General features: G+C 51.5%; 20 protein-coding genes and 1 pseudogene. 5 read left to right on the top strand and 16 right to left on the bottom strand.

All coding sequences use genetic code 11. The features are described from left to right. Positions 1-67 precede the first annotated feature (67 nt). On the bottom strand, positions 68-568 hold the full coding sequence (iscR, locus tag BM191_RS05620; RefSeq protein ID WP_092875978.1) for a Fe-S cluster assembly transcriptional regulator IscR: 501 nt from the start codon (positions 566-568) through the stop codon (positions 68-70). A 106-nt stretch (positions 569-674) separates the two neighbouring features. After that, the gene (gene trmJ, locus BM191_RS05615) at positions 675-1,400 is read right to left on the bottom strand and encodes a tRNA (cytosine(32)/uridine(32)-2'-O)-methyltransferase TrmJ (protein WP_092876179.1); all 726 of its coding nucleotides are present in this window, start codon (positions 1,398-1,400) and stop codon (positions 675-677) included. A 459-nt stretch (positions 1,401-1,859) separates the two neighbouring features. Here trmJ and suhB point away from each other — a divergent pair, with 459 nt between their 5' ends. Next, positions 1,860-2,663, top strand: a complete 804-nt coding sequence (gene suhB / locus BM191_RS05610; protein WP_092875976.1) for an inositol-1-monophosphatase — start codon at positions 1,860-1,862, stop codon at positions 2,661-2,663. 52 nt (positions 2,664-2,715) lie between these two features. Here the strand turns inward: suhB and BM191_RS05605 are convergent, their stop codons facing one another. The 3 genes from BM191_RS05605 to glyA all read right to left on the bottom strand — a co-directional run bounded on the left by BM191_RS05605 (position 2,716) and on the right by glyA (position 6,376). Beyond that, positions 2,716-3,699, bottom strand: a complete 984-nt coding sequence (locus tag BM191_RS05605) for a nickel/cobalt transporter (RefSeq protein WP_092875974.1) — start codon at positions 3,697-3,699, stop codon at positions 2,716-2,718. Continuing rightward, positions 3,690-4,313 carry a DUF1007 family protein gene (locus BM191_RS05600; RefSeq protein WP_230479530.1) on the bottom strand — a complete coding sequence of 208 codons (624 nt, stop codon included), beginning with the start codon at positions 4,311-4,313 and terminating at the stop codon, positions 3,690-3,692. The genes BM191_RS05605 and BM191_RS05600 overlap by 10 nt, the downstream gene beginning before the upstream one ends. Before the next feature lie 809 nt (positions 4,314-5,122). Then, on the bottom strand, positions 5,123-6,376 hold the full coding sequence (glyA, locus tag BM191_RS05590; RefSeq protein WP_092875968.1) for a serine hydroxymethyltransferase: 1,254 nt from the start codon (positions 6,374-6,376) through the stop codon (positions 5,123-5,125). A gap of 334 nt (positions 6,377-6,710) precedes the next feature. Here glyA and hmpA point away from each other — a divergent pair, with 334 nt between their 5' ends. Then, positions 6,711-7,910: an NO-inducible flavohemoprotein gene (gene hmpA / locus BM191_RS05585; protein ID WP_092875966.1), complete on the top strand. Its 1,200-nt coding sequence runs from the start codon at positions 6,711-6,713 to the stop codon at positions 7,908-7,910. A gap of 159 nt (positions 7,911-8,069) precedes the next feature. Here hmpA and glnB read toward each other — a convergent pair whose 3' ends face one another. The 5 genes from glnB to purL all read right to left on the bottom strand — a co-directional run bounded on the left by glnB (position 8,070) and on the right by purL (position 16,530). After that, positions 8,070-8,408, bottom strand: coding sequence for a nitrogen regulatory protein P-II (glnB, locus tag BM191_RS05580; RefSeq protein ID WP_092875964.1), 339 nt, complete (start codon positions 8,406-8,408; stop codon positions 8,070-8,072). 127 nt (positions 8,409-8,535) lie between these two features. Continuing rightward, positions 8,536-9,870 carry a two-component system response regulator GlrR gene (gene glrR, locus BM191_RS05575; RefSeq protein WP_092875962.1) on the bottom strand — a complete coding sequence of 445 codons (1,335 nt, stop codon included), beginning with the start codon at positions 9,868-9,870 and terminating at the stop codon, positions 8,536-8,538. A gap of 2 nt (positions 9,871-9,872) precedes the next feature. Then, positions 9,873-10,586, bottom strand: coding sequence for a hypothetical protein (locus BM191_RS05570; protein ID WP_092875960.1), 714 nt, complete (start codon positions 10,584-10,586; stop codon positions 9,873-9,875). Further along, on the bottom strand, positions 10,583-12,016 hold the full coding sequence (locus BM191_RS05565; RefSeq protein ID WP_092875958.1) for a sensor histidine kinase: 1,434 nt from the start codon (positions 12,014-12,016) through the stop codon (positions 10,583-10,585). The genes BM191_RS05570 and BM191_RS05565 overlap by 4 nt, the downstream gene beginning before the upstream one ends. A 623-nt stretch (positions 12,017-12,639) precedes the next feature. Further along, positions 12,640-16,530, bottom strand: coding sequence for a phosphoribosylformylglycinamidine synthase (gene purL, locus BM191_RS05560; protein WP_092875956.1), 3,891 nt, complete (start codon positions 16,528-16,530; stop codon positions 12,640-12,642). Positions 16,531-16,804: 274 nt separating this feature from the next. Between purL and mltF the strand changes: the two genes are divergently transcribed. Next, complete coding sequence (gene mltF / locus BM191_RS05555) at positions 16,805-18,262, top strand: membrane-bound lytic murein transglycosylase MltF (RefSeq protein ID WP_092875954.1); 1,458 nt, start codon at positions 16,805-16,807, stop codon at positions 18,260-18,262. 1 nt (position 18,263) lies between these two features. Here the strand turns inward: mltF and tadA are convergent, their stop codons facing one another. The 3 genes from tadA to murQ all read right to left on the bottom strand — a co-directional run bounded on the left by tadA (position 18,264) and on the right by murQ (position 20,910). Continuing rightward, positions 18,264-18,752 carry a tRNA adenosine(34) deaminase TadA gene (tadA, locus tag BM191_RS05550; protein WP_092875952.1) on the bottom strand — a complete coding sequence of 163 codons (489 nt, stop codon included), beginning with the start codon at positions 18,750-18,752 and terminating at the stop codon, positions 18,264-18,266. A gap of 133 nt (positions 18,753-18,885) precedes the next feature. After that, the gene (gene yfhb, locus BM191_RS05545) at positions 18,886-19,524 is read right to left on the bottom strand and encodes a phosphatidylglycerophosphatase C (protein WP_092875950.1); all 639 of its coding nucleotides are present in this window, start codon (positions 19,522-19,524) and stop codon (positions 18,886-18,888) included. A 444-nt stretch (positions 19,525-19,968) separates the two neighbouring features. Then, positions 19,969-20,910 carry an N-acetylmuramic acid 6-phosphate etherase gene (gene murQ / locus BM191_RS05540; RefSeq protein ID WP_092875948.1) on the bottom strand — a complete coding sequence of 314 codons (942 nt, stop codon included), beginning with the start codon at positions 20,908-20,910 and terminating at the stop codon, positions 19,969-19,971. Positions 20,911-21,076: 166 nt separating this feature from the next. Between murQ and BM191_RS05535 the strand changes: the two genes are divergently transcribed. Next, positions 21,077-21,916 (top strand): MurR/RpiR family transcriptional regulator, encoded by an 840-nt coding sequence (locus BM191_RS05535; protein WP_092875946.1) that lies wholly within the window; start codon positions 21,077-21,079, stop codon positions 21,914-21,916. An 833-nt stretch (positions 21,917-22,749) separates the two neighbouring features. Here BM191_RS05535 and BM191_RS17070 read toward each other — a convergent pair. After that, positions 22,750-22,917: pseudogene (locus BM191_RS17070) on the bottom strand (IS4 family transposase); the annotation flags it as partial. Between the two features lie 333 nt (positions 22,918-23,250). On the opposite strand from BM191_RS17070, the gene BM191_RS05525 reads away from it, so the two are divergent. Next, positions 23,251-23,511 carry a YfhL family 4Fe-4S dicluster ferredoxin gene (locus tag BM191_RS05525; protein WP_092875944.1) on the top strand — a complete coding sequence of 87 codons (261 nt, stop codon included), beginning with the start codon at positions 23,251-23,253 and terminating at the stop codon, positions 23,509-23,511. On the opposite strand, the gene acpS is transcribed toward BM191_RS05525, so the two are convergent. Beyond that, on the bottom strand, positions 23,512-23,892 hold the full coding sequence (gene acpS / locus BM191_RS05520) for a holo-ACP synthase (protein WP_092875942.1): 381 nt from the start codon (positions 23,890-23,892) through the stop codon (positions 23,512-23,514). It abuts the gene before it with no gap. Continuing rightward, positions 23,892-24,620, bottom strand: coding sequence for a pyridoxine 5'-phosphate synthase (gene pdxJ, locus BM191_RS05515; RefSeq protein ID WP_092876177.1), 729 nt, complete (start codon positions 24,618-24,620; stop codon positions 23,892-23,894). Before pdxJ ends, acpS begins: the two co-directional genes overlap by 1 nt. Between the last annotated feature and the right edge of the window lie 18 nt (positions 24,621-24,638).

Raw genomic sequence — 24,638 nt, 5'->3', positions numbered from 1 at the left:
GCTTCAATACGTATCAATAGTTATTATTTCGCCCGGCATCGGGTCCGGGCTGATGTAATCAAAAACTTCAGGCGCGTAAATTATTTACGGTAATGGTTTCCTGCAAGCGCCCCTTCGGGACGACACGGAGGGTTTCATTATTCTGGCGGTCGGCAACGTCAAGAATCTCCTGATTATTCACCAGTTCGGCCAGTGTAATATTATTAAGAAAATCGCTGATGCGCTCGCTGAGATCGCGCCACAGGACATGAGTCAGGCAGCGTTCACCGCCCTGGCACCCCTCTTTACCCAGGCATTTAGTGGCATCCACCGACTCATCAACGGCAGTGATAACCGCGCCAACGGCGATTTCATCTGCCCCACGCCCCAGCAGATAACCGCCGCCGGGCCCACGCACGCTGGCCACCAGGCCATTTTTGCGCAGGCGAGAGAAAAGTTGCTCAAGATAAGAGAGTGAAATCCCTTGACGTTCAGAAATATCGGCCAACGGCACCGGACCTTCATGGGAGTGCAGCGCAACGTCAAGCATGGCGGTAACGGCATAGCGTCCTTTGGAAGTCAGTCTCATAATATTTTCGCAACCTCGTTCGTGTCCGGGATGGACGTAATTAACGGCTGACAGTTTGGCATTCCTGAGTATTTTGGTCAACTATTTAACCAAGTAAAATACTCAACTATTCGGGTTCTCTTTTGGCGAACGAAGCCAGCATACCGCGCAGAATATTTAGCTCATCACGTTCAGGCCGGGCCCGGGTGAACAGCCGTCGAAGTTTGCTCATTACTTGCCCGGGATTGACTGGGCGGATGAAACCGCTTTGCAACATCATCTGCTCAAGATGCTGATAAAAACGCTCCAGGTCGTCAACCAGCGGATAAGGCGAAGCCTCCCAGGCTGACTGCTCTTCATTCTGCCCCGCCAGCCATGCCATGCGAACTTCATAGCTGATAACCTGTACCGCCATGGCAAGATTCAACGAGCTGTATTCAGGATTCGCATGAATTGATACGTGATAATGACACTTTTGCAGCTCATCATTAGTTAAGCCAACGCGCTCACGACCGAATACCAGCGCCACTGGTGCCTGCTGTGCTTCCTGCACGCTTTTAATGCCGCACTCACGGGGATCAAGCATCGGCCACGGCAGGGAGCGCGACCTTGCACTGGTTCCCACTACCAGACCACAACCAGCGATAGCATCATCGAGATTATCAACGATCTTTGCTGCACCAATCACATCGCTGGCACCTGCTGCCAGCGAAATTGCCTGCGAGTCAGGTTTAACCAGTGGATTCACCAGATAAAGGTGGGTTAATCCCATCGTCTTCATTGCACGCGCAACAGAGCCCATATTGCCAGTGTGAGAGGTTTCCACCAGTACGATACGAATGTTTTCCAACATAGCCTTCAGCAGAGGTAAGAAATAATCGGCGCATCGTAACATAAAACAGGACATGTTCCGATCGCGCTGCTATACTTTGCGGCGGTAAAATTTCGCCGGTTGCACATTCTGATCGCAAGCTTGCTGAATCAAGGCGATGCCAAAGAGTTGCCGGATTAACTTTAACCAACAAATTTCTGACTTCGCGTCGAAGCGAGGCGGCATAAAAACCTGCCATGAGAGCATACACTACTCTGTGTTCACAGGGATTTTACGCAGCCATTGCCGCTTCATGGCGAAGAAAATTACCCGTTATTTTTTACAGACCATTCTCGTTTTGCAGCAAAGCGGCATGAGGAATCAGCCGTGTAAACATACATCAGTATGCGATCACGGTGATCATGCGTAGCCAATGCTGTTACATGGCGAAAATGTCAGTAAAAACGTTCTTTAACATTCAGCGAGTGAGAGACTCCCATCATGCATCCAATGCTCAACATTGCCGTGCGCGCTGCACGCAAAGCCGGAAACGTAATTGCCAGAAGTTATGAAACGCCTGACGCAGTTGAAACCAGTCAGAAAGGCAGCAATGACTTTGTTACTAATGTTGACCATGAAGCCGAACGCCAGATTATTGAGGTAATCCGCAGATCCTATCCGCAGCACACCATCATCACAGAAGAAAGCGGCGAGCTGGCAGCACAAGACCAGGACATACAATGGGTAATCGATCCGCTGGATGGCACAACTAACTTCATTAAACGTCTGCCCCACTTCTCTGTATCCATCGCGGTACGTGTTAAAGGTCGCACCGAAGTTGGCGTGGTGTACGATCCGATGCGTAACGAACTGTTCAGCGCCGTTCGCGGCCAGGGCGCCCAGCTTAATGGTTATCGCCTGCGTGGTGGTAGCGCGCGCGACCTGGATGGCACGATCCTCGCCACCGGTTTTCCGTTCAAAGTGCGTCAGCATACCCAAAGCTATTTCAATGTTGTCAGCAAACTCTTCACTCAGTGCGCGGATTTTCGCCGCTCCGGCTCGGCAGCGCTGGATCTCGCTTATGTTGCCGCCGGACGCGTTGATGGTTTCTTTGAAATCGGGCTGAAGCCCTGGGATTTTGCAGCCGGTGAATTGCTGGTGCGCGAAGCGGGTGGACTGGTCACAGATTTCATCGGAGGTCATAATTTCATTACCTCCGGCAACCTGGTGGCAGGTAATCCTCGCGTAGTAAAATCAATACTGGCAAATATACGTGATGAACTCAGCGACGCGCTGAAGCGATAATTTTTTATGTAGGGTAAATCCCCCCAAAGTAGCCAGTGGGGGGGTTATTCATTCAGAATATCGGCCGGATACCATTAGACGCCATCGGCTGTGCCGAAAGCCAGAGAATGCTGGCGGCAATTATCAGCAGTGCTCCCCCAAACAGGCTCAGGCAAGCGAAAAAAACCGGCTGAGGCGTCGACGATCTGCAAAGTTTTATCGCCAGCACTCGCGAACTTTGTACCAGTATCGCCAGAGACGATACGCTGAGCGCCGTACCGATAGCCATGACCATCGCGGAAACTATCCCCCACCAGTAGACGTTCATCACTTTTGCGAACAGCAGCATCATAATCGCACCGGAGCAAGGACGCAGCCCCATTGACAACACCACCAGCACTTTGGTTTTCAGAGTCACGGCTTGCGCCAGCTGTGCCGCATCTGGTACGTGTTTATGCCCGCAGCCGCAATCAGCATGATGTTTGTGACCCGGCTCGGACTTGGCAATACGCTGAAATCGCACCGGCCGCAACGCTCTTTGCAGAAGCCTGATCGCTTTGAAACACAGCACTGTTCCCAGCAGCCCCACCAACAGATAACTAGCTTTCTCCAGCCAGTAGCTACTGATATGCAGCTGACGCGAAGAGAGCTGTAAAATGCTCAGCATCAGCGTGACCAGAAATATAGCCACACAGCCCTGGAGCAGCGCAGCGGCAAACGTGAGCTGCAGACTGTTTTTCAGACGTGTCGGGTGCGTGGCGAGGAATGCGCTAATCACCACCTTTCCATGCCCTGGCCCAAGCGCGTGCAACACGCCATATATCAGGCTGAATCCTACCAGCGCCATGCCAGCCTGTTTCCGGTGAATAGTGAGCTGCTGCAATAACGCGGTCATTTGCTGATTTAAACTGCGCTGCCATTGCATACTTTGCAACAAAACTTGCGGCCAGAAATACCACAGCGCAATCACCAGCAGAACCAATATAGCGGCGGTGAGAAGCAGAGGCCACCGGCTGGCAGCTGATGCGTGCGATTTTGGATTGAGAATTACTGACATGTCAGAGTCACCGTCTGAGCAAACTGGCGGCCAAGATCAACATCTGCCGGCGGCGCATCGGCCTTGTCGAGTGAAAGCGCATAGTTCTTCAACGCACTATTGACCGCAGGAGTGTGCAAGTCAAAACGGCAGCGCGCTTTCAGCGCATCGGGTAACTGGAGGTCATCGGGGCTATCGTAATACATATCAACAAAATAGGTCGGATCGAAGGTTACAAACGTATACTGTTGTCCGGCCAGCGGCTGTGGCTTTGCCAACGGCAGAATAAATGTCAGTACGGCTTTAGCGCCGTGGCGATACAGCCGGTATTCCGGCGGTAGATTAACAAACTTAACCCGCTTTCCCTGATGCCAGAACTCGCTAAAATAATGCTGTCCCAGCACGTTCGCCATCACCTCTGCCGCAAGCTTTTTCCACACTACCGAATCGGGTTTGGCGTCACCGGCATCGTACAGCAGATCCGCCGAGGTTATCTCATCCATAGTCCAGACCATACTCAGTCCGGTCAGCTGATCATCTTTTACCACCGGCTTGGCATTCATCACGATAAAGCTGTGCGGATGTGCCTGCACCCTATTCGGCAACCCAGCCAGTATGAACAGAACGACAAAAATAACGTTATAATATAACAAATGCAATTCACCTTTAACCAATGCGCTTAATAGATCACCGGACTGGCGGCCGTAAAGAAGTCACGCGCGTTATATTTTATAAGGCAGATGCACCCGTGAGGTTCATGGCACGATGATCTTTTCTGCATCCGGCATTACCTCGTGTTCAACAGGCAGAGTCGCGTTCTGGGAGCAACCATCAATTACACTCTACCTCAGTCTGATTTAAACGCGACCGTTTATCTCGTTCATTTATAAAAACCAACAGCCGTTAAATCACAGGATTCGTGTGCTAAAAACTCACGCCCAATAGCCTTTCGGTCTCCAGTTAAGCATGATTCATACTCCCCTGACTCAGCGATGGAAAACGTCATTTTCGTTAACGATTCAGGATAGCCTTACAGAAAAGTTTAACGCACTATATCCGCACCGATAAAAACACACGTAACAGCACTGTATCTCCCGGCATGTAATTTTGACGTTTGCTTTTCACGTGAATAAATCACTGCTGCCGATCTGATTCAGGGGAATATCCGACAAGATAAACAGGCAGAACTTCAGCGATATAAACTACACTGCTCCCCTTACAACCCTAAACCTACCGACGTTAAGGCCTGGCAATATAAGCGAGCGCCTGAGGTCATCGTGCTGGCCGTTCCCGATGCAATCCGCGGCCCCTTTCCCCTCGACGGAATTCGCTTTCGCGGCGTGATTATCACCAACAGCGAATACGCGCACCGTCTGACTGATGACCAATAGTAATAAGGCGCCTGAACGGCGCCTTATTGTCAGAGATAAACCAGCGGATGCTATCAGGCATACACCGGAAAGCGCTCGCAAATATCGAGGACTTTTTGCTTGATACGCTCAATATTGGCTTCATCATTGATATTGTCGAGCAGATCGCTGATCCAGCCAGCCAGCTCACGTACTTCAGCCTCTTTGAAGCCGCGACGGGTAACCGCCGGCGTACCAATGCGAACGCCCGAAGTAACAAACGGACTTTTCGGATCGTTTGGAACGCTGTTCTTATTAACCGTAATATTCGCCCGGCCAAGTACAGCATCGGCCTCTTTACCGGTCAGGTTTTTATCTACCAGATCCAGCAGGAACAGATGGTTATGCGTCCCACCTGAAACCACGTTATAGCCGCGACTCAGGAATATGTCGACCATCGCTTTAGCGTTTTTGGCAACCTGCTGCTGGTAAACTTTAAATTCTGGCTCCATCGCTTCTTTAAACGCCACGGCCTTACCTGCGATGACGTGCATGAGTGGCCCCCCCTGACCACCGGGGAAAACGGCTGAGTTTAGCTTCTTATACAGCTCTTCATCGCCGCCTTTCGCCAGAATCAGGCCACCACGCGGACCCGCCAGGGTTTTGTGAGTCGTAGAAGTAACGATATGCGCATGCGGGACAGGATTAGGATAGACGTCGGCTGCGATCAATCCTGCCACGTGTGCCATGTCCACAAACAACCAGGCACCGACACTATCAGCTATCTCACGCATTCTCGCCCAGTCACACACACCAGAATAGGCAGAAAAACCACCGACGATCATTTTTGGCCGATGCGTTTTGGCCAGTTCAGCCAGCTCCTGATAATCAATTTTACCGCTGTCATCAATGCCGTAAGGCACCACGTTGTAGAGTTTACCGGAAAGGTTAACAGGGGAACCGTGAGTCAGATGGCCACCGTGCGCCAGGTTCATTCCGAGGATAGTATCACCAGGCTGAAGCAGCGCGGTATATACCGCAAAGTTAGCCTGCGAACCGGAATGCGGCTGCACGTTGGCATAATCTGCACCAAACAGCGCTTTCGCGCGATCAATGGCCAGCTGCTCAACGATGTCTACATACTGGCAGCCGCCGTAATAACGTTTGCCCGGATAACCTTCCGCGTATTTATTGGTCAACTGCGAGCCCTGGGCTTGCATAACTCGTGGGCTGGTATAGTTTTCTGAAGCAATCAGTTCAATGTGCTCTTCCTGGCGCACCTTTTCTTGCTCCATTGCCTGCCATAATTCGGCATCATAATCGGCAATATTCATCTCACGCTTTAACATCCGCTTCTCCTGGCTCAGCTAACTCATTAACGGCAGTGAATCTTTGTCTGCAATAGACATGCTCAACAGTTTAAACGGTTTGTCGGGGGATGAATAGTTTCATAACTCGCTTTTTACGCAAACGATTGTCTTCAACCATAACAAGGAATTGGCTGAAATTTTATCTGTGATGTTAACCGTATATTTATTCATTCACTCCGTGCAATTTCTTCACGTTTTTATAGCAATTGCAGGCAGCAAAAAGAGCGCTTTTTTTGCAGGGTTATTTACAATCTGATCCCCCGGGCAATAACATATATAAAAAATACATGTTATTAGTTGCGGAGGAACCACCATGTTAGACGCTCAGACAATTAAAACCATCAAAGCCACATTGCCGTTGATACAGCAAACCGGACCAGACCTTACGGCCCACTTCTATAACCGCATGTTCACTTATAATCCGCAGCTGAAAGACATTTTCAACATGAGCAATCAGCGTAATGGTAATCAGCGGGAAGCGCTGTTCAACGCCATTTGTGCTTACGCTGCCAATGTTGACAATCTTGGCGCACTGGGACCAGCGGTAGAAAAAATCGCCCAAAAGCATACCAGCTTCGCTATTCGCCCTGACCAGTATCAGATCGTCGGCACGCACTTGCTGGCAACTATCGAAGAGATGCTTAATCCTGGCAATGAAGTACTTGAAGCCTGGGGTAAAGCGTATCAGGTGCTGGCAGGCGTATTTATCCAACGCGAAGAAGAAATATATCAGTATAACGAGCATCAACCCGGTGGGTGGCGCGGCACGCGCGCTTTTCGCATAACAGATATCCAGTCACGAAGCAGCGTGATTAAAAGCTTTGAACTGCAACCCGCAGACGGTTTGCCCGTTGAGTCTTATAAGCCTGGTCAGTATATCGCCGTCTGGCTAAAAGAAACGGGCTTCAGTAACCAGGAAATTCGTCAGTACTCGCTGACACGTGCGGCCGACGGGAAAAGTTATCGTATCGCCGTCAAATATGAACCACAGGGCACCGTCTCCAGCTGGCTTCACCACCATGCACAGGAGGGTGATAGCCTGGATCTGGCCCCACCGGCTGGCGACTTTTTCATACAGGCCCAGCCTGATACGCCAATAACATTGATTTCTGCCGGGGTTGGTCAGACCCCAATGCTGGCGATGCTGCACAGCCTGGCGAATAAAAAACACATGGCGCCGGTTGTCTGGTTACATGCAGCGAAAAACGGCGAGGCGGATGCTTTCTCTGAAGAAGTTACGCAGATCGGTGGCCGGTTGGCGCGTTTTGATAAAGCCATCTGGTTCAGTCAACCGGGCGTAGGCGACCGGGGCCTATATCAGCATCTGGGGCATATGCGTTTGCAAAATGTGGAAAGGCTCATCAGCGCACCGGGAATGCAATTTTACTTCTGCGGACCGCTGGGCTTTATGCAGTCTGTCGCACAGCAGCTGGGCGAAATGGGCGTTGATTCTTCGTGCATGCATTATGAAGTATTCGGCCCGCATAAAGTCCTGGCAGAGACGATGAGCTAATCCGCGTTAAACGGAAGAGTAGACTGCTGGCATACCCTTATACACCCCATGCACAGCACGCCATCGATCTCAGGTAAGGGACGCCCTAAGCTTCCTGCTAAGCAGCAAAAAGGCGCGAACATCGCGCCTTTTTCACATTTGATTACGCAAGAACAGCTATCAGATAGCCTCTTCGTCCTCTTCACCTGTGCGGATTCGAACCACACGAGCAACATCAAAGACAAAAATTTTACCGTCACCAATTTTACCCGTCTGAGCGGTCTGCATAATAGCCTCAACACAGGTTTCAGCGATATCGTCTGCCACCACCAGCTCAATTTTCACTTTGGGCAGAAAATCAACCATATATTCCGCGCCGCGATAAAGTTCGGTATGCCCTTTCTGGCGACCAAAACCTTTAACTTCGGTGACGGTCATCCCGGTGATACCTACTTCTGCCAGCGCCTCACGCACGTCGTCAAGCTTGAATGGCTTAATAATTGCGTCAATCTTCTTCATAACAGACCCTTTTTATTCCCGCGCCGCGTGAAGGATAGCCAACAGATATCATGTAGTCTGATTCCGCCGCGCGAGCTGTCTCTTTATTTTCCGGCAATTAAGCTAGCATAAAACAAAACTGAAATAACTATTCTTTGAACTCCGCCGCATCCAGCTCGTGGCGCGCCAGTAGCTTATAGAATTCGGTACGATTACGACCGGCAAGCCGTGCCGCGTGCGTAACATTTCCTTTCGTCATCTGCAAGAGCTTACGCAAATAGTTAAGTTCGAACTGATTGCGCGCCTGAGCGAAGGTGGGCAACACCGTAATTTCGCCTTCCAGTGCCTGCTCCACTAACCGTTCACCAATGACAGGGGCCGAACTCAGGGCAACACACTGCTCAATCACGTTAACCAACTGACGCACATTACCAGGCCAGTTACCCGCGATCAGACGTCTCATAGCATCGGTGGAGAAGCTGCTTACAAACGGCTTATGGCGTTTAGCAGACTGCTTCAGCAAATGTGCGGCCAGCAGGGGAATATCTTCAGCACGTTCACGCAATGTTGGCAACCGCAGGCTGACAACGTTCAGACGGTAATAAAGATCCTCGCGAAACTCTTTTTGCTGCATTTCCATAACCAGGTTGCGATGGGTCGCGGAAAGGATGCGTACATCAATATCTAAATCGTGATTGCTACCCAGAGGCCGCACCTTCCGCTCCTGAAGCACGCGCAATAACTTTACCTGCAACGCCTGTGGCATGTCGCCGATTTCATCCAGAAATAACGTTCCGCCCTCGGCGGCCTGAAACAACCCTTCGCGCTGGCTGACCGCGCCGGTAAATGCGCCCCTGGCATGACCAAAAAGCTCAGACTCAAGCAGTTGCTCCGGTAACGCACCACAGTTAATCGCAATAAAGGGATGACTGGCTCGTTGACTTGCCGCATGGATCGCCCGGGCCAGCACTTCTTTACCGGTTCCGCTTTGGCCATTAATCAATACGCTGACGTCTGATTGCGCTACCATGCGCGCCTGCTCCAGCAGCCTTAACATTATCGGGCTTCGCGTAACGATAGATTCACGCCAGGCGTCATCGCTCGCCGGTGCCGAGTGCGCCAGCGCTTCATCAATCGCTTTATATAATGCGTCACGATCCACCGGCTTGGTGAGAAAGCTAAATACGCCTTTCTGGGTTGCTGCCACCGCGTCGGGAATTGAGCCGTGAGCGGTGAGGATGATCACCGGCAGACCCGGATGTAAGCTCTGAATCTCGGCAAACAGCGCCAGACCATCCATTTCGTCCATACGCAGATCGCTGACCACCAGATCAATTTTCTCCCGCTGTAACAACCTTAACGCTTCAATGCCATTCATCGCAGTTGCGATCTGAAAACCTTCGCTGGTAAGGCGCATTCCCAGCAGTGTTAATAAGCCAGGATCATCATCAACCAGGAGCAGGCGCGCGGACTTTTTGATCATGGCTAGGGTTTGCCTCCAGTGGCGTTGTCAGGGATAGCGGCATCGGGACCGTCCCTGTTGTGGTCGTTATCAGAACGTTCAGCAGCACGACGACGAGTGGAAAGCTGACGTTCAATATCCGCCAGCGAATTTACCTTACGCTGCGTTTGTGCCAGCACCTGTTTTAAAACCCGCTGTTGATGACGCAGCACATCAAGCTGGCTGGCACTTTTTTGTAGCAGCCGGGTATAGCGTGAATGTTCTTCGGCAAGTTGCCATTCAGCCGCCTGACGATCGTTCCAACGTGGGATCAGCGGTCGCACCGCCAGAGGATAATCACCCCGGAACGCATCAAGATGGCGGATACCGGCACGACGCTCAAGCGGCGTTATATTGCCATTGTCTATTAAAATGCTCTGTTTAAAAGCGCTCTGCCAGTTCGACTGTGGCCAATTTCCCGCTTCGGCGCGAGCATCGGCTGGGGCCAGACCTGCGGCGCAATCCAATACGTGCAGCCAGTAACGTGGCCTGTTTAGCACATGATTGTTATTCGTCGCCCAAACAGTATTGCAGGGGATGTTATCAGAATTCATGACGTTGATTTCCGACGCTGCTGGCGCAGGAAGCGATGCAATGCCCTCCCCTTGCGGTTGGGCACGACAAGCGCTCAGAGCCAGAAGCGAAAGTATTGCAGCCCGGGGCCGTTGAGACCAGGTAGCCATCTTATGGTCATTCATGTTGTATCATCCCCGGCAGCTGAAAGCTCAATCTGGAAACAAACATCAGCGTCCTTTCTCTCAACCAGGCGCAGCTCACCCTGCAGACGCCGCATGCAATCCTGCGCAATACTCAGCCCTAGTCCGCTGCCCTTAACAGCACCTTTACGGTGCGCACTTCCTTGCCAGAACGGTTCAAAAATCATCGCCTGTTCATCGGCGGGGATACGGCGCCCGGTATTAGCAATCTCGATAAACAGCCGCTGATTTTTTTCAAAGCTATGGATCCAGATGGTAGCGGACTGTTTTCCATAGTGCACGGCGTTGGAGTACAGGTTGTCCAGTACGCGACTTAACAGCGTTGGTTCAGCCAGGCAGTAAGATGTTGTCAGATTGATTTGCGTCTGAATCAATTTTGCCCGCGCAGGCAAGCTGTGTGATGACACAACCATTTCAATCAGCTCAGAGAGGTTTACCCGACTGCGGATGACCGGCCCGTCTGCAAGCTTTCTATTGTAATCCAACAGCTGTTCGATTAGCTGCTGTAAATGTCGGCTACTGTTGTCGAGAATTGCCACGACATTACGCTGGTCAGCTGTAAGCGGTCCGGCGACTTCATCTGCCAACAGCTCCGTACCTTCGCGCATACTGGCGAGTGGCGTTTTCAATTCATGAGAAATATGGCGTAGAAACTCATGACGCTGTGACTCCAGCCAGTTAAGCCGCTCGCTCAGCCAGATAATTCGCTGGGCCAGCGACTTAATCTCACGCGGTCCATTAAAGGCATTGCTCTGACCAGGTGCGCGCCCTTCTCCGAGACGATTGATCATACGCTCCACGCCTTTAACCGGACCGATAATCATGCGGGTGAACAATGAAACTAATCCCAGCGTAACTGCAAACAAGATCAACGCCTGCCAGCCAAAAAATTGACCGCGCTCGGCGATAGTCCGCTGCAATGCCAGACCTCGGGAAAAAACCACATTGCGCGTAGCCTGAACCTGCTCGATGTTAGACTGTGAAAATATCTCCAGCGTCTGTGATGCCAGGCTGAGGGGGGCATTTTTTGCACACTGCAAGGTATCAAGCTTTAACAGCAGTTGGCGTAGTTTTACCGTCTGATTGCTGTCCGGCTGTAAGACCGCCTGCTCATCCAGCATATGGGTATAGCGGGTAAATTGCGTGTGATAAAGTCGAGCCAGAAGCGCGTCGCCCAGCACGCAGTACTGACGGTAACTGCGCTCCAGCTCCAGCGCGGTACGCGCCATCGCCTCGCTGCGACGAATATCATTAAACGTGCTTCTGTTGATACTCGCCGCCTGCTGACTCAACACCGAAAAGCTTTGCCACGCCTGCCAGGCCAGAATGACCAGAGGAAGCAATACCAGAATAAAGGCCAAAAGCACCAGCTGGCGCAGTGATCGGGGAAAGATTCGCCATTGCCTGAACATGCCAGCCCTCCGAAGTTAACGCTATGATGCTACTGGAGTGCCGCGTCGTAGTGAAGCCCGTGACAAAAGAAAACGGCATAACGTTAAGGTTATGCCGCTGTATTTACGCCGCGCAGGGCGACGTATATGAATAGATGGTGCCTAACTCAACGTTGCGTCCAATGCTTGATAACGACCCGAAGGCACGCTTATCGGTCTGAAGGACGACAGGCACCGTTTTGTGCTTTATTCATTTTTTATAAGCACTTAAGCCGGGCTTTATAAACAGGAGAATAAGCAACATCATCCTTTTAAGCAAAATCGATGCCATCTTTCGAAAAAAATATAACATACTGATTTTAATTTAAAAAATTACAACTTTTATTTGGTAGTGGCGAAAAACTTTTTGACCGGCCTGACAAGATGTCATCTTATGACGACAAAATTCAATTAAAATTAATATCTATTTTAAAAACAATGTATTAAATGTCGCCTCCGAATGACACTGCCAAACCGAATTCGTCACCTGAAGGCAACAGATTCAGCCTGCACATTTTGTGCACATCCTCATGGCTGATACTTAGCGCCACTAACCATCACAGCAAAGACATTAACGCTGACAAAAGCCAGCGTTAATGTCATCATTAGCCTAACTGCCTGCGCGCATTGCGGAACAGACGCATCCAGGGTCCGTCCTCACCCCACTCCAAAGGGTGCCAGGAGTTGCTGACGCTACGGAAAACGCGCTCCGGATGCGGCATCATAATAGTGACTCGCCCGCTTTCGTTAGTGAGTGACGTAATGCCGTTTGGCGAACCATTTGGGTTAGCCGGATAATTTTCAGTAACCTTACCAAAATTATCCACGTAGCGCAGTGCTACCAGCCCTTTCTCCTCCAGCGCTGCAAGATGCGCGCCATCTCGCATTTCGGCATAGCCTTCGCCGTGTGACACCGCGATGGGTATCCGTGAACCAGCCATCCCTTCTAACAGGAGCGACGGCCCGGCCGCGACCTCAACCAGGCTGAAGCGAGCTTCAAAACGTTCAGACTGATTACGTACAAAACGCGGCCACAGATCGCTACCGGGGATCAGATCGCGCAGATTAGACATCATCTGACAACCATTACAGACGCCGAGCGCCAGCGTCTGCGGACGGTGAAAAAAAGTTTCAAATTCATCGCGCACGCGGGTATTAAATAGAATCGATTTTGCCCAACCTTCGCCCGCACCCAATACATCGCCGTAAGAGAAGCCCCCACAGGCGACCAGCGCCTGCATATCATTCAGACCACGCTGCCCCGACAGCAGATCGCTCATGTGAATATCGATAGCCTCAAAACCGGCACGATGAAAGGCAGCCGCCATTTCCACGTGAGAGTTAACGCCCTGCTCGCGTAAAACCGCCACTTTCGGTCGTACGCCTTTGACAATATAGGGGGCCGCAACATCCTCATTGAGGCTGAAACTGAGAGAGACGTTAAGACCCGGATCGCAGTCATCTTTCTTCGCCTCATGTTCCTGGTCGGCACACTGCGGATTGTCACGCAGTCGCTGCATCTGCCAGGTGGTTTCTGCCCACCAGGTACGTAACGTAGTACGGCTTTCGCTGTAGATTGTAGAGCTGCCAGCCGTGATAACAAAACGATCGCCCGACAGGGCTTTCCCCAGATAGTGTACACACTCCGCAAGGCCACTGGCGCCGAGGATCTGTTCAACCGCAGGCCGTTCGGAGGCACGAAGCTGAATGACCGCCCCCAGCTCTTCGTTAAACAGAGCTGCCAGATGATCGGCGCCGAGCGAAGCGATATCCACCTCAAGAGCACAATGACCGGCAAAAGCCATTTCCGCCAGGGTAACCAGCAGGCCGCCATCGGAACGATCGTGATAGGCGAGCAGCCTCTCTTCGCTGACCAGCTTCTGCATGGCTTCAAAGAAAGCGGCCAGTTGCGCGACGTCACGCACATCGGCTGATTGGTCACCCAACTGACGATAAACTTGCGCCAGCGCGGTGGCACCAGTCGCGTTAAAGCCCTTACCAAGATCAATTAACAACAGCACATTATCTTGATTGGCTACCAGCTGTGGCGTCACAGTACGCCGCACATCCTCAACGCGGGCAAAGGCGGTGATGACTAATGATAGCGGTGCGATCATTTCACGTACCTCAGCGCTCTCATGCCAGCGGGTTTTCATCGACATTGAGTCTTTGCCGACGGGAATAGTGATCCCCAGAGCCGGGCAGAGTTCTTCACCAATAGCTTTCACCGCCGCATACAAGCCGGCATCTTCACCGGGATGACCCGCAGCGGCCATCCAGTTAGCGGAGAGCTTTATACGCCGCAGTGAACCAATCGCCGTAGCGGCGATGTTCGTAATCGCTTCACCAACAGCCAGGCGCGCAGAAGCTGCATAATCGAGCAGTGCCACCGGTGCGCGTTCACCCATCGACATGGCCTCGCCATAATAGCTATCGAGGCTGGCAGTGGTAACCGCGCAGTTTGCTACAGGGATCTGCCAGGGGCCAACCATCTGATCGCGTGCGACCATACCGGTTACGCTGCGGTCACCAATCGTCACCAGGAACGTTTTTTCAGCCACGGCGGGTAAATGAAGAATGCGTTTCACCGCTTCTTCCAGCGTAATATCATCCCTTCTAAGCGCTTCACCCTTGACGGTCTGACTGACCACATCGCGCGTCATTTTAGGTGTTTTACCCAACAAAACGTCCAGCGGCATATCGATGGGTTTATTGGCAAAGTGGCTGTCAAACAACGACAGATGCCGTTCCTTCGTTGCCTCACCAATCACCGCATAGGGCGCACGCTCTCGCTGACACAGCTCAGCAAATAGCGCCAGCTTGTCTGATGCAACAGCCAGAACGTAACGCTCCTGAGATTCGTTACACCAAATCTCCAGCGGGCTCATTCCTGGTTCATCGCTAAGAATATCGCGCAAATTAAAACGACCACCACGGCCGCCATCACTGACCAGCTCAGGCATTGCATTGGAAAGCCCACCGGCGCCAACGTCATGGATAAACAGAATCGGGTTCTCTTCGCCCAATTGCCAGCAGCGATCGATGACTTCCTGACACCGTCGTTCCATTTCCGGGTTATCACGCTGTACCGACGCAAAATCCAGGTCAGCATCCGACTGACCGGAAGCCATTGATGACGCTGCACCGCCGCCCAGACCAATATTCATCGCCGGTCCTCCGAGGACAATCAATTTAGCTCCTACGCTGATTTCCCCTTTTTTAACGTGTTCAGCGCGGATATTCCCCATGCCGCCAGCGATCATCACCGGCTTATGATATCCGCGTAACTCGACGCCATTGTGGCTGTAAACTTCTTCTTCGTAGGTGCGAAAATAACCGTTCAGCGCCGGACGGCCAAATTCATTATTAAAAGCGGCGCCGCCCAGCGGGCCTTCCAGCATGATATCCAGCGCGCTGACAATACGATCGGGCTTACCAAAGTCCTGCTCCCAGGGCTGTTCAAATCCCGGAATACGCAGATTTGAAACCGAAAAACCAACCAGACCTGCTTTGGGTTTGGCACCGCGCCCGGTAGCGCCTTCATCGCGGATCTCACCGCCGGAGCCAGTTGCTGCTCCAGGCCACGGCGAAATCGCGGTCGGGTGATTATGGGTTTCCACCTTCATCAGGATATGTACCTGCTCCTGATGAAAGTCGTAGCGTTTAGTCTGATGATTGGCAAAAAAACGGCCAACCCTGGAACCTTCCATTACCGCTGCGTTATCGCTGTACGCGGAAAGAACATGGTCAGGCATATGTTCCCAGGTGTTTTTTATCATTTTAAACAGCGATTTCGGCTGTTGTTTGCCATCAATAATCCAGTCAGCATTAAAAATTTTATGGCGGCAATGTTCAGAGTTGGCCTGGGCAAACATATAAAGCTCGATGTCGTTCGGGTTGCGTCCCAATTTTTCAAACGCGACCTGTAAATAATCGATTTCGTCCTCGGCCAGCGCCAGTCCCAGTTTGCGGTTTGCCTGTTCAAGCGCGCTACGCCCTTGCCCCAGCACGTCAACACTTTGCAGCGGCTGTGGCTGATGCAGTGCAAACAGCTGCTGTGCCTGTTGCAGTTCGCTGAAGACAATTTCCATCATGCGATCGTGAAGCAACACGCTAAGCTGCTCCCACTGCGCCGCATCTAGCTGTGGCGCACTGACATAAAAAGCCAGACCGCGCTCCAGTCTTTTCACCGGAGACAGACCGCAGTTATGCGCAATATCGGTTGCTTTAGAAGACCAAGGAGAGCGTGTCCCCGGCCGGGGCGTTACCAGCAGCAGGCGACCGGTCGGCGCATGTTCTGCCAGTGAGGGACCATATTTTAAGATTTCTATCAGGCGGTTGTGCTCATCATCGCTGAGCGGCCGGCTAACATCGGCAAAGTGGACGTACTCGGCATAAATATCATTCACCAGCAGGTCAGCATCCCCAAACCGGGTCAGTAATTTATTAATTCGGAAGGCCGATAAAGCGGGCGAGCCACGCAGAATTTCAATCATCAAGAGTCTCTCGTCTTCTATGCACCGGGAGCGGCGCTGCATTGTGCGCAACAACAAGGAAAGCGGGCATAGTATAGAGAATCCACACGGGCAACGAAACCGTTTGCGCTGATTTTATACGGAGGACAAATTGACTAAAAATCACACAAAATATGCTGAATTAAGTTGCGGATATAAGTATTGTTGCGCAGAATGCTCCACGCTCAGGAAGATTATAGACAACTAATACTGCCGCTTAAGGTGGAAACCTGAGGAAATTTCGAGAGATAACTATTTGAAACGCCTTAAAATTAATTATCTGCTGGTGGGAGTGATAACGCTGCTACTGGCGCTGGCATTATGGCCGTCAATCCCCTGGTATGGCGGATCGGAGGACCGGATTGCGCAGATAAAAGCGCGGGGAATGTTAAGAATGAGCACCCTCAATTCTCCGCTGACTTACTACACTATCAATAATGTACCGGCGGGTCTGGATTATGAGCTGGCGAAGCGTTTCGCCGCTTATCTTGGCGTCAGGCTGCACGTCACCGTTCGTTCCAATCTCAGTGAACTGTTTGACGACCTTGAAAATAACAGAGCCGATATCCTGGCCGCAGGTCTCATTTATAATAATGAACGCCTGACCCACTTCCGCGCAGGCCCTGGCTACTATTCTGTTTCGCAGCAGCTGGTTTACCGTATCGGTAAACCCCGTCCGCGAACCTTGGGGGATCTCAAGGGGCATCTGGCCGTTGCTTCCGATTCCGCTTACCTCTCCAGTCTGCGTAACGCAAAGCAGAGCGAATATCCCGATCTTGACTGGGCAATTTCCACCGATCAAGCGCCACAGGCTTTGTTACAGGCCGTCGCCGACAGCAAACTGGATTATACAATCGGCGACTCTGTCACTATCGGCCTGTTACAACGTGTTCACCCACAGCTGGCGGTCGCCTTCGACGTGTCAGACGAAGAACCGGTCACCTGGTATCTGCCACGCGATGAGGATGATAGCCTCAACGCGGCACTGCTTGACTACTTCAACATGCTGAATGAACAGGGCACGATGGCGCGTCTGGAAGAAAAATATCTCGGTCACGTAGGCACCTTTGACTACGTTGACACCCGTACCTTTCTCAAAGCAATTGATGCCATTTTGCCGGACTTCAAGCCGCTGTTTCAGCGCTATGCCCGACAGATAGACTGGCGCCTGCTGGCGGCGATTTCCTATCAGGAGTCGCACTGGAATCCGCAGGCCACGTCGCCTACTGGCGTGCGCGGCCTGATGATGCTGACGCGCAACACGGCTGAAAGTCTGAACGTTGCTGACCGCACCGATCCTGAGCAGAGCATTCGTGGCGGCAGTGAATATCTTGAAAGGATGATGGAAAAAGTCCCCGATAGTATTCCAGAGGACGAGCGCATTTGGTTTGCGCTGGCGGCTTACAATATAGGTTATGCACATATGCTGGATGCACGCAAGCTCACCGCAAAACAGAAAGGCAATCCTGACAGCTGGGCCGATGTGAAAATACGGCTACCAATGCTGAGTCAGAAGCGCTATTACAGCCAGACGTCCTATGGCTATGCTCGCGGCCATGAAGCCTATAACTATGTAGAGAATATCCGCAAATACCAGCTCAGTCTGGTGGGTTATTTACAAGAGCAGGAAAGGAAAGTCGCCCAGCAATCGGCGCTGGAGGCCGCACTTGGCGGTGGATATCCGGCGGTTAAAGCCGAAGTGGCAATGAACTGATCTAAAACGACGGGCTTCGTCCGGTCTTTTTCTGGTCACGGCGCATACGAAAAAAATCGCTCAGCAGAGCAGCACATTCCATGCCGAGTATGCCGGAACTGATCTCTACCTGATGATTCATACCCGGATGTCTCAATACGTCGAGCAGCGATCCTGCCGCGCCGGTTTTTTGATCGCTAGCACCATACACCAGGCGACCTATGCGGCTATGTACCATGGCACCGGCACACATAGTGCAAGGCTCTAATGTTACGTACAGTGTGGCATTCAGAAGACGGTAGTTTTGTCGTGCTTTACCCCCCTGGCGCAATGCCATGATTTCAGCATGAGCGGTCGGATCGTGCTCGCCTATTGGTCGGTTCCACCCTTCTCCAATGATGTTATTGTCGTGTATCAGTACTGCGCCAACCGGCACTTCACCTGCCTGCCAGGCGCGCTGTGCAAGCTGCAGTGCATAGCGCATCCAGTGCTGGTCTCGTTGGTCTGTCACTATCGGCTCCGATTGAAAAACGCGGAATTATACCTGATATGCTCCGTATACCAAGCCCCTTGCAGCGTCGCAGAACATCAGGAAAGTTATCCCGGCTGGATAGCTGGCTCGCGAGCCCAGATCGCGTTTTTGCTTATTCAAGCTGCTGTAGTTCACCATCCGGCGTTACGCGCCAGCGATGCTGGCAGAAAAACAGCAGTGGATTATCCTGATTGCTATCGCTGTATCCGCTATAGAGATGTAGCGGCACGCCTATCTGCTCTTCCAGCTGTGCAACCTTTTCCCGGCCCAGGCAGCGCAAAAATAATATTCTGCCACCCCAGGCTCGGCCCATTTGACTGGCAATCAGCTTGACGCGCGGGAGGAAAGCTGAATCGTAATAGACCTGTTCTACCAGTGACTGCGGTGAGCCGGTTATCAGCCAGACATCAGCATCGGAGCTGTTTAAATATTCTATCAGGCGCTGCTGCACGACCGGAAACGCCACCACGCGCTGACGAAACCAAAGGGCAAACTCCGCTTCATGCTGACGCATCTTGCTTTCACTGTGTCCAAACGTAATTGACCAAAGTAACAAGCTCATCGGCCAGCGCGCCGCGCGCCCTTTGAACATCAACCCCACGCCAACGACAGGCAGTAGCGGTATCACTAATAACAAGTTGAGCGGCTGGCGACGCAGCACGTAACGCATGAAGCTACCGAACATGTCCTGCCGATGTAGCGTGCCATCGAGGTCGAAAAAAACGACCCTCCTTGCGTCAAAACTGCTCAAGCCTCACTCCTCAGGATCTCCAGGTACGATTAATCGGCTGAGAATAAACCCTGCGACAGCAGAGCAAACCCGCCTTCATAAATAACTAACCATTTTAACACCGCCCATAGTCAGCGCCAGCGGCAAAACTGAAACTCCAAACGTAATAAGATTTAGAACGTGTGATTAAGATACTTTAGCCACCGGAATGCTGGGATGAATGGCCTTATTTACCGCTGCGTATACCTAAATTGTTCGCACGGCTACAACGATCCGGGAACGCTTGCCCTGACCGATCATATGCAAATGCCGCCTGCACTGACGCACATCCCGTCAATGCCCTACACGCCTTTGTGTATAGCCGGTCGGGCAGCCTCCATCGTACAGCTCTAGCGCTTACGGTTGAAACTGTTTCCAGCCGCGCGATGTTTCCACCACTCCAGCCAGATGCCTGAAAGCAAAGCTTTATCCCGTTTGTGATGGCTTTCCATTCGCGCACTCCTTTGGCGATGTATGCGCCGCCAGCGCCGCTCGCAGAAAACCGCGGTGGGACTGTAAACGCGCAATAGCTTCCTGAGCGCTAATTCCCGCCAGCACCATCAGGATCGCCGTTTTGACATTATTTTCGCACTCACTTAGCGCAGCGTTAGCCTTTTCAGGATCACAGCCGGTCGCCTCAATCACCATACGGCTCGCACGATACAGTAGTTTGATATTAGTGGCTTGCATATCGACCATCAGATTCTGATATACCTTGCCGTATTTCACCATTGCTCCGGTTGAAATCATATTCAATACCAACTTTTGCGCGGTACCCGCTTTCAGCCGGGTTGATCCTGTCAATGCTTCCGGACCAACCAGAGGTAAAATAGCAATCTCCGCTTCGCAGGCAATGGGTGACTCCGGATTGCAGGAAATAGCTGCGGTAACGCAACCCTGTTGGCGTGCATAGCGCAGCGCACCAATAACGTATGGTGTGCGTCCCGAGGCCGCCAGGCCGACAACCAGGTCATTGGCCGTTAACCCAATGGCTTGAAGGTCATCTACGCCAAGCTCGGGTTTATCCTCAGCACCCTCAACCGCCTGGGTGATGGCACCTGGGCCACCGGCTATCAGGCCGATCACCCGATCGGCTGGAACACCGAAGGTGGGGGGACACTCAGCTGCATCTAGCACGCCCAGACGCCCACTGGTTCCGGCGCCAATATAGATGATGCGCCCACCGGCAGCTAACGCCTGTGCGGCGGCGTCCACGGCTTGAGCGACAGCTGGCAGCGTCTGGCTGACGGCCTGTGCCACTTTCGTATCTTCACGATTAAAACAGCGAACCATCTCAAGCGTAGTAAGATTGTCCAGATCCACGGTTTCGACGTTACGCGTTTCAGAAAGTAACGATGCTAAATTCATTTGTCCCCCAAGAATTTTTAATTCTATAATTGATTTAATATACGAATATTTTATTCATCACGCAGCATCCTTTTTCTTTGTATAAACCTGTATCACAATCTGAATGGCGTTAGCCGCCAACGCTCCACCGTTTTGCAAAACAATAATAATTTGATGAGGAGACAACATGAGTGCCCTGCTACGCATCCGCCAGCTTTATCCACGACTGGCTGCGAACGAGCGCCGCCTGGCGGATTTTCTTCTCACACAGCCCGATGAAGCCCGACACCAAAGCTCTCAAAGACTGGCAGAATCAGCCGGCGTCAGTCAGTCAAGCGTAGTTAAATTTGCGCAAAAGCTTGGCTATCGTGGTTTCCCGGCGCTAAAGCTGGCGCTGAGTGATGCGCTGGCAGATAAAAGCGCGGTAATGGTTCACAATCATATTCTTAGCGATGATCCCTTAAAGCTGGTCGGTGAGAAACTACTGACGGAGAAAACCTCCGCAATACGTGCAACTCTGGACATCAACAGTGAAGAGAAATTACTGGAGGTTTTGCACCTGCTGAAAGATGCACATCGTATCGTTATGGTAGGAATAGGTGCTTCCGGCCTGGTCGCAAAAGATTTTTCGTGGAAGCTGATGAAAATCGGTATCAGCGCTGTGGCTGAACAGGATATGCATGCTCTGCTGTCCAGCGTACAGGCCCTGACTCAGGGTGATGTTCTGCTGGCCATCTCCTACAGCGGCGAACGCCGGGAGATCAACCTTGCCGCACAAGAGGCCAAACGCTGCGGCGCCACCGTTCTGGCATTTACCGGCTTTACCCCTAATACGTTGCAACAAAGCGCTCACCACTGTCTGTATACGGTAGCAGAAGAGCAAACCACACGTAGCGCGTCCGTCTCCTCCACGGCCGCGCAGCTGGCATTAACCGACCTGTTGTTTATAGCCTTAATCCAGCGCGATCCTGAACGCGCTGGCCATCATATTCGTCACAGTGAAGCACTGGTAAAAAAACTGCTCTGAATGAGCACTCGCGCGGGCTATTTATTTTTTGGACATTGAACACGTTATTTATCTCCGACGTTGTGACATTAGCCGCTGTCATGTCGGTCAACGTTGTAAAGACACCGACAGCATAGCGCGAGGAGCGTTGTCGCAAAAATCACATCAGCAACATCGGTGAGCAATTGAAATAACTACTTATAAAACTGAACATTAAATAGCGCTCAGGCCTGGCCTGACTATTTACAGTAACCCAAACATCCCTAACAAAAACTGCATTTTAAAATTGCAAAGATCAGCTTACACCGGTGCAGTTGCTGATAGGCGATCGAAGCTATTCCTCCTTACAGCGTTCGGCACATGTTAATTAATACGCCCTGTCGTTACCCTTCAACTTGGCTTTAACCAAGCCAGTCCTGCTGATAGTAGTCAATCTATTAGTTTATTGGCATGCCCATCGCACATTCAACGCCTGTAACTCTTTTAAAAAATCTGAAAAACACGTGACACGATGATCGCCGGGTTCAATCACCATCGCGTAATCGAACGCTATCCGCATGTCTGCTATTTGCATAAAACCAACCTAATAACGGTATAGACATAAAGTATTTATAAATAAACGATGACAATTGAACGAGATTTTTGACGTCTGGCAGGATACAGAATGAGAAGGAGATTTATCCCGTGAGCAGAAGGTGTTGTTTATGAGGGGTATATTTGAAAAGCATTGCATCAATCAGTTGTCCGGCAGATTATCAGCATAGCAGGCTTACAGCTGCTGACAGCCATCGCAAACGTTAATCGTTTAGCTAATTGTTGAGGCGGTTGTAATGAGGGCTCCCCATAAATCAGCGCTAATAAACTAACACCCTATTCTGATAGGTTCTGGCGAAGTGATTAAGAGCGGCGCTCAGCTTCGTTAGCTTTAAAATTAGCCGAGAGTGTCGCAGGAGCTTCTCCACTACAGTCAGATACGAGATGATCCGCCGTGACTTAATGCTGTTGTCCTGGTATCTCAGATGTCACCCCTGATTTTTTGCCGCAGTAACACAGATATGCATGTGTGAGCCTGTGTAAGACGGCTTACATCCTTCCCAACGCTATGAAGCGCTCAAAAAGCGTCATCATTGGGCTTGTCAGGGTTCTGTGTTACAGTGCGCAGCATTAACTATGACAGGCTCGCACATGGGGTTTTTAGGGGGATGATTTTCGGTCTGTGTTGCGGTTTTGTGTTACGCAAGTGAGTGTATCGGTGTTTTTTATACTGTACAAACCCACAGCTAGCTAACCATCATAAGAAATACAAATTGTATATAACCATCTGATTTTAGTAGATAAAAAGGGCAGTAACTGAAATGGCGTTACTCATTACTAACAGCTGCATTAATTGCGACATGTGTGAGCCTGAATGCCCAAATCAGGCAATCGCTATGGGCGATCTTATCTACCAGATAGATGCCGCACGCTGCACTGAGTGTATCGGATTTTATGACAGCCCGACCTGTCAGAAAGTATGCCCAATAGATAAGACCATTATTGTCGATGCCCGGCACCCTGAATGCCAGGCGGAACTATGGGAGAAATTTGTCATTTTACAGGGCGTAGCCCCCGCCTGATTAATCTTCGATGATTACCGTGGCGCAGGCATAGTGGCGTTCGTCAGCCAGGGTAACGTGTACACGATGTACGCCTATTTTTTCGGCAATAACGGCCGCGTGCTCAAAGAAGCGTAATCCCGGCTTACCTAATGCGTCGTTATAGACTTCAAATTGATTAAACGCCAGACCGCCACGAATACCGGTGCCAAATGCCTTTACCGCAGCCTCTTTGACTGCGAAGCGCTTGGCAAGAAAGCGAACCGGCTGCTGATGCGTCTGGTATTGCTGCCATTCACCGGTACTCAGCACCCGCTGTGCCAGACGATCACCGCTGCGGGAGACCACGCCTTCAATACGGGCGATTTCCACGATATCAATACCCAGACCGAGAATAGCCATCAGCGACGGGCTTCACGCATCAGCGTTTTCATTTCGGCCACCGCCTGCGTCAGCCCACAAAACAGCGCTCGTCCAATGATGGCATGACCAATATTCAATTCGTGCATTTCCGGTAGCGCCGCAATCGGCATCACGTTGTGATAGTTCAGACCGTGACCGGCGTTAACCTTCAGCCCTTTGCTCGCCGCATAAGCCGCCGCTTTGCCGATACGCTCAAATTCCGCCTGACGCACGTTGCCTTCGGCATCGGCATAAGCTCCCGTGTGAATTTCAATCAAGGGCGCTCCGGTATCGACGGCTGCGTCAATCTGACGATAATCAGCATCGATAAACAGCGATACCAGAATGCCGGCCTGATGCAGCTGGCTTACCACCTGGGTCATTTTTTGCACCTGGCCGGCCACGTCCAGACCACCTTCAGTGGTCACTTCCTGACGCTTTTCAGGCACCAGGCAACAAAAGTGAGGTTTGATCTCACAAGCGATGGAGACCATCTCATCTGTCACGGCCATTTCGAGATTCATACGGGTCTGAATTGTCTGGCGCAGAATGCGCACGTCACGATCAGTAATATGACGGCGGTCCTCTCTCAAATGCACAGTAATGCCGTCTGCGCCCGCCTGCTCAGCAGAAAAAGCGGCCTGAACAGGATCGGGATAATGCGTGCCACGGGCATTACGCACGGTAGCAATGTGATCGATATTTACGCCCAGTAATAAATCAGTCATAGCGTCCTCAGCATTGGC

This window comes from Izhakiella capsodis (genome assembly GCF_900115045.1).
In the GTDB taxonomy this organism is placed as follows: Bacteria; Pseudomonadota; Gammaproteobacteria; order Enterobacterales; family Enterobacteriaceae; genus Izhakiella; species Izhakiella capsodis.
The sequence above is the reverse complement of the archived record's forward strand: the minus strand, read 5'-3'. Positions and strand labels throughout refer to the sequence as shown.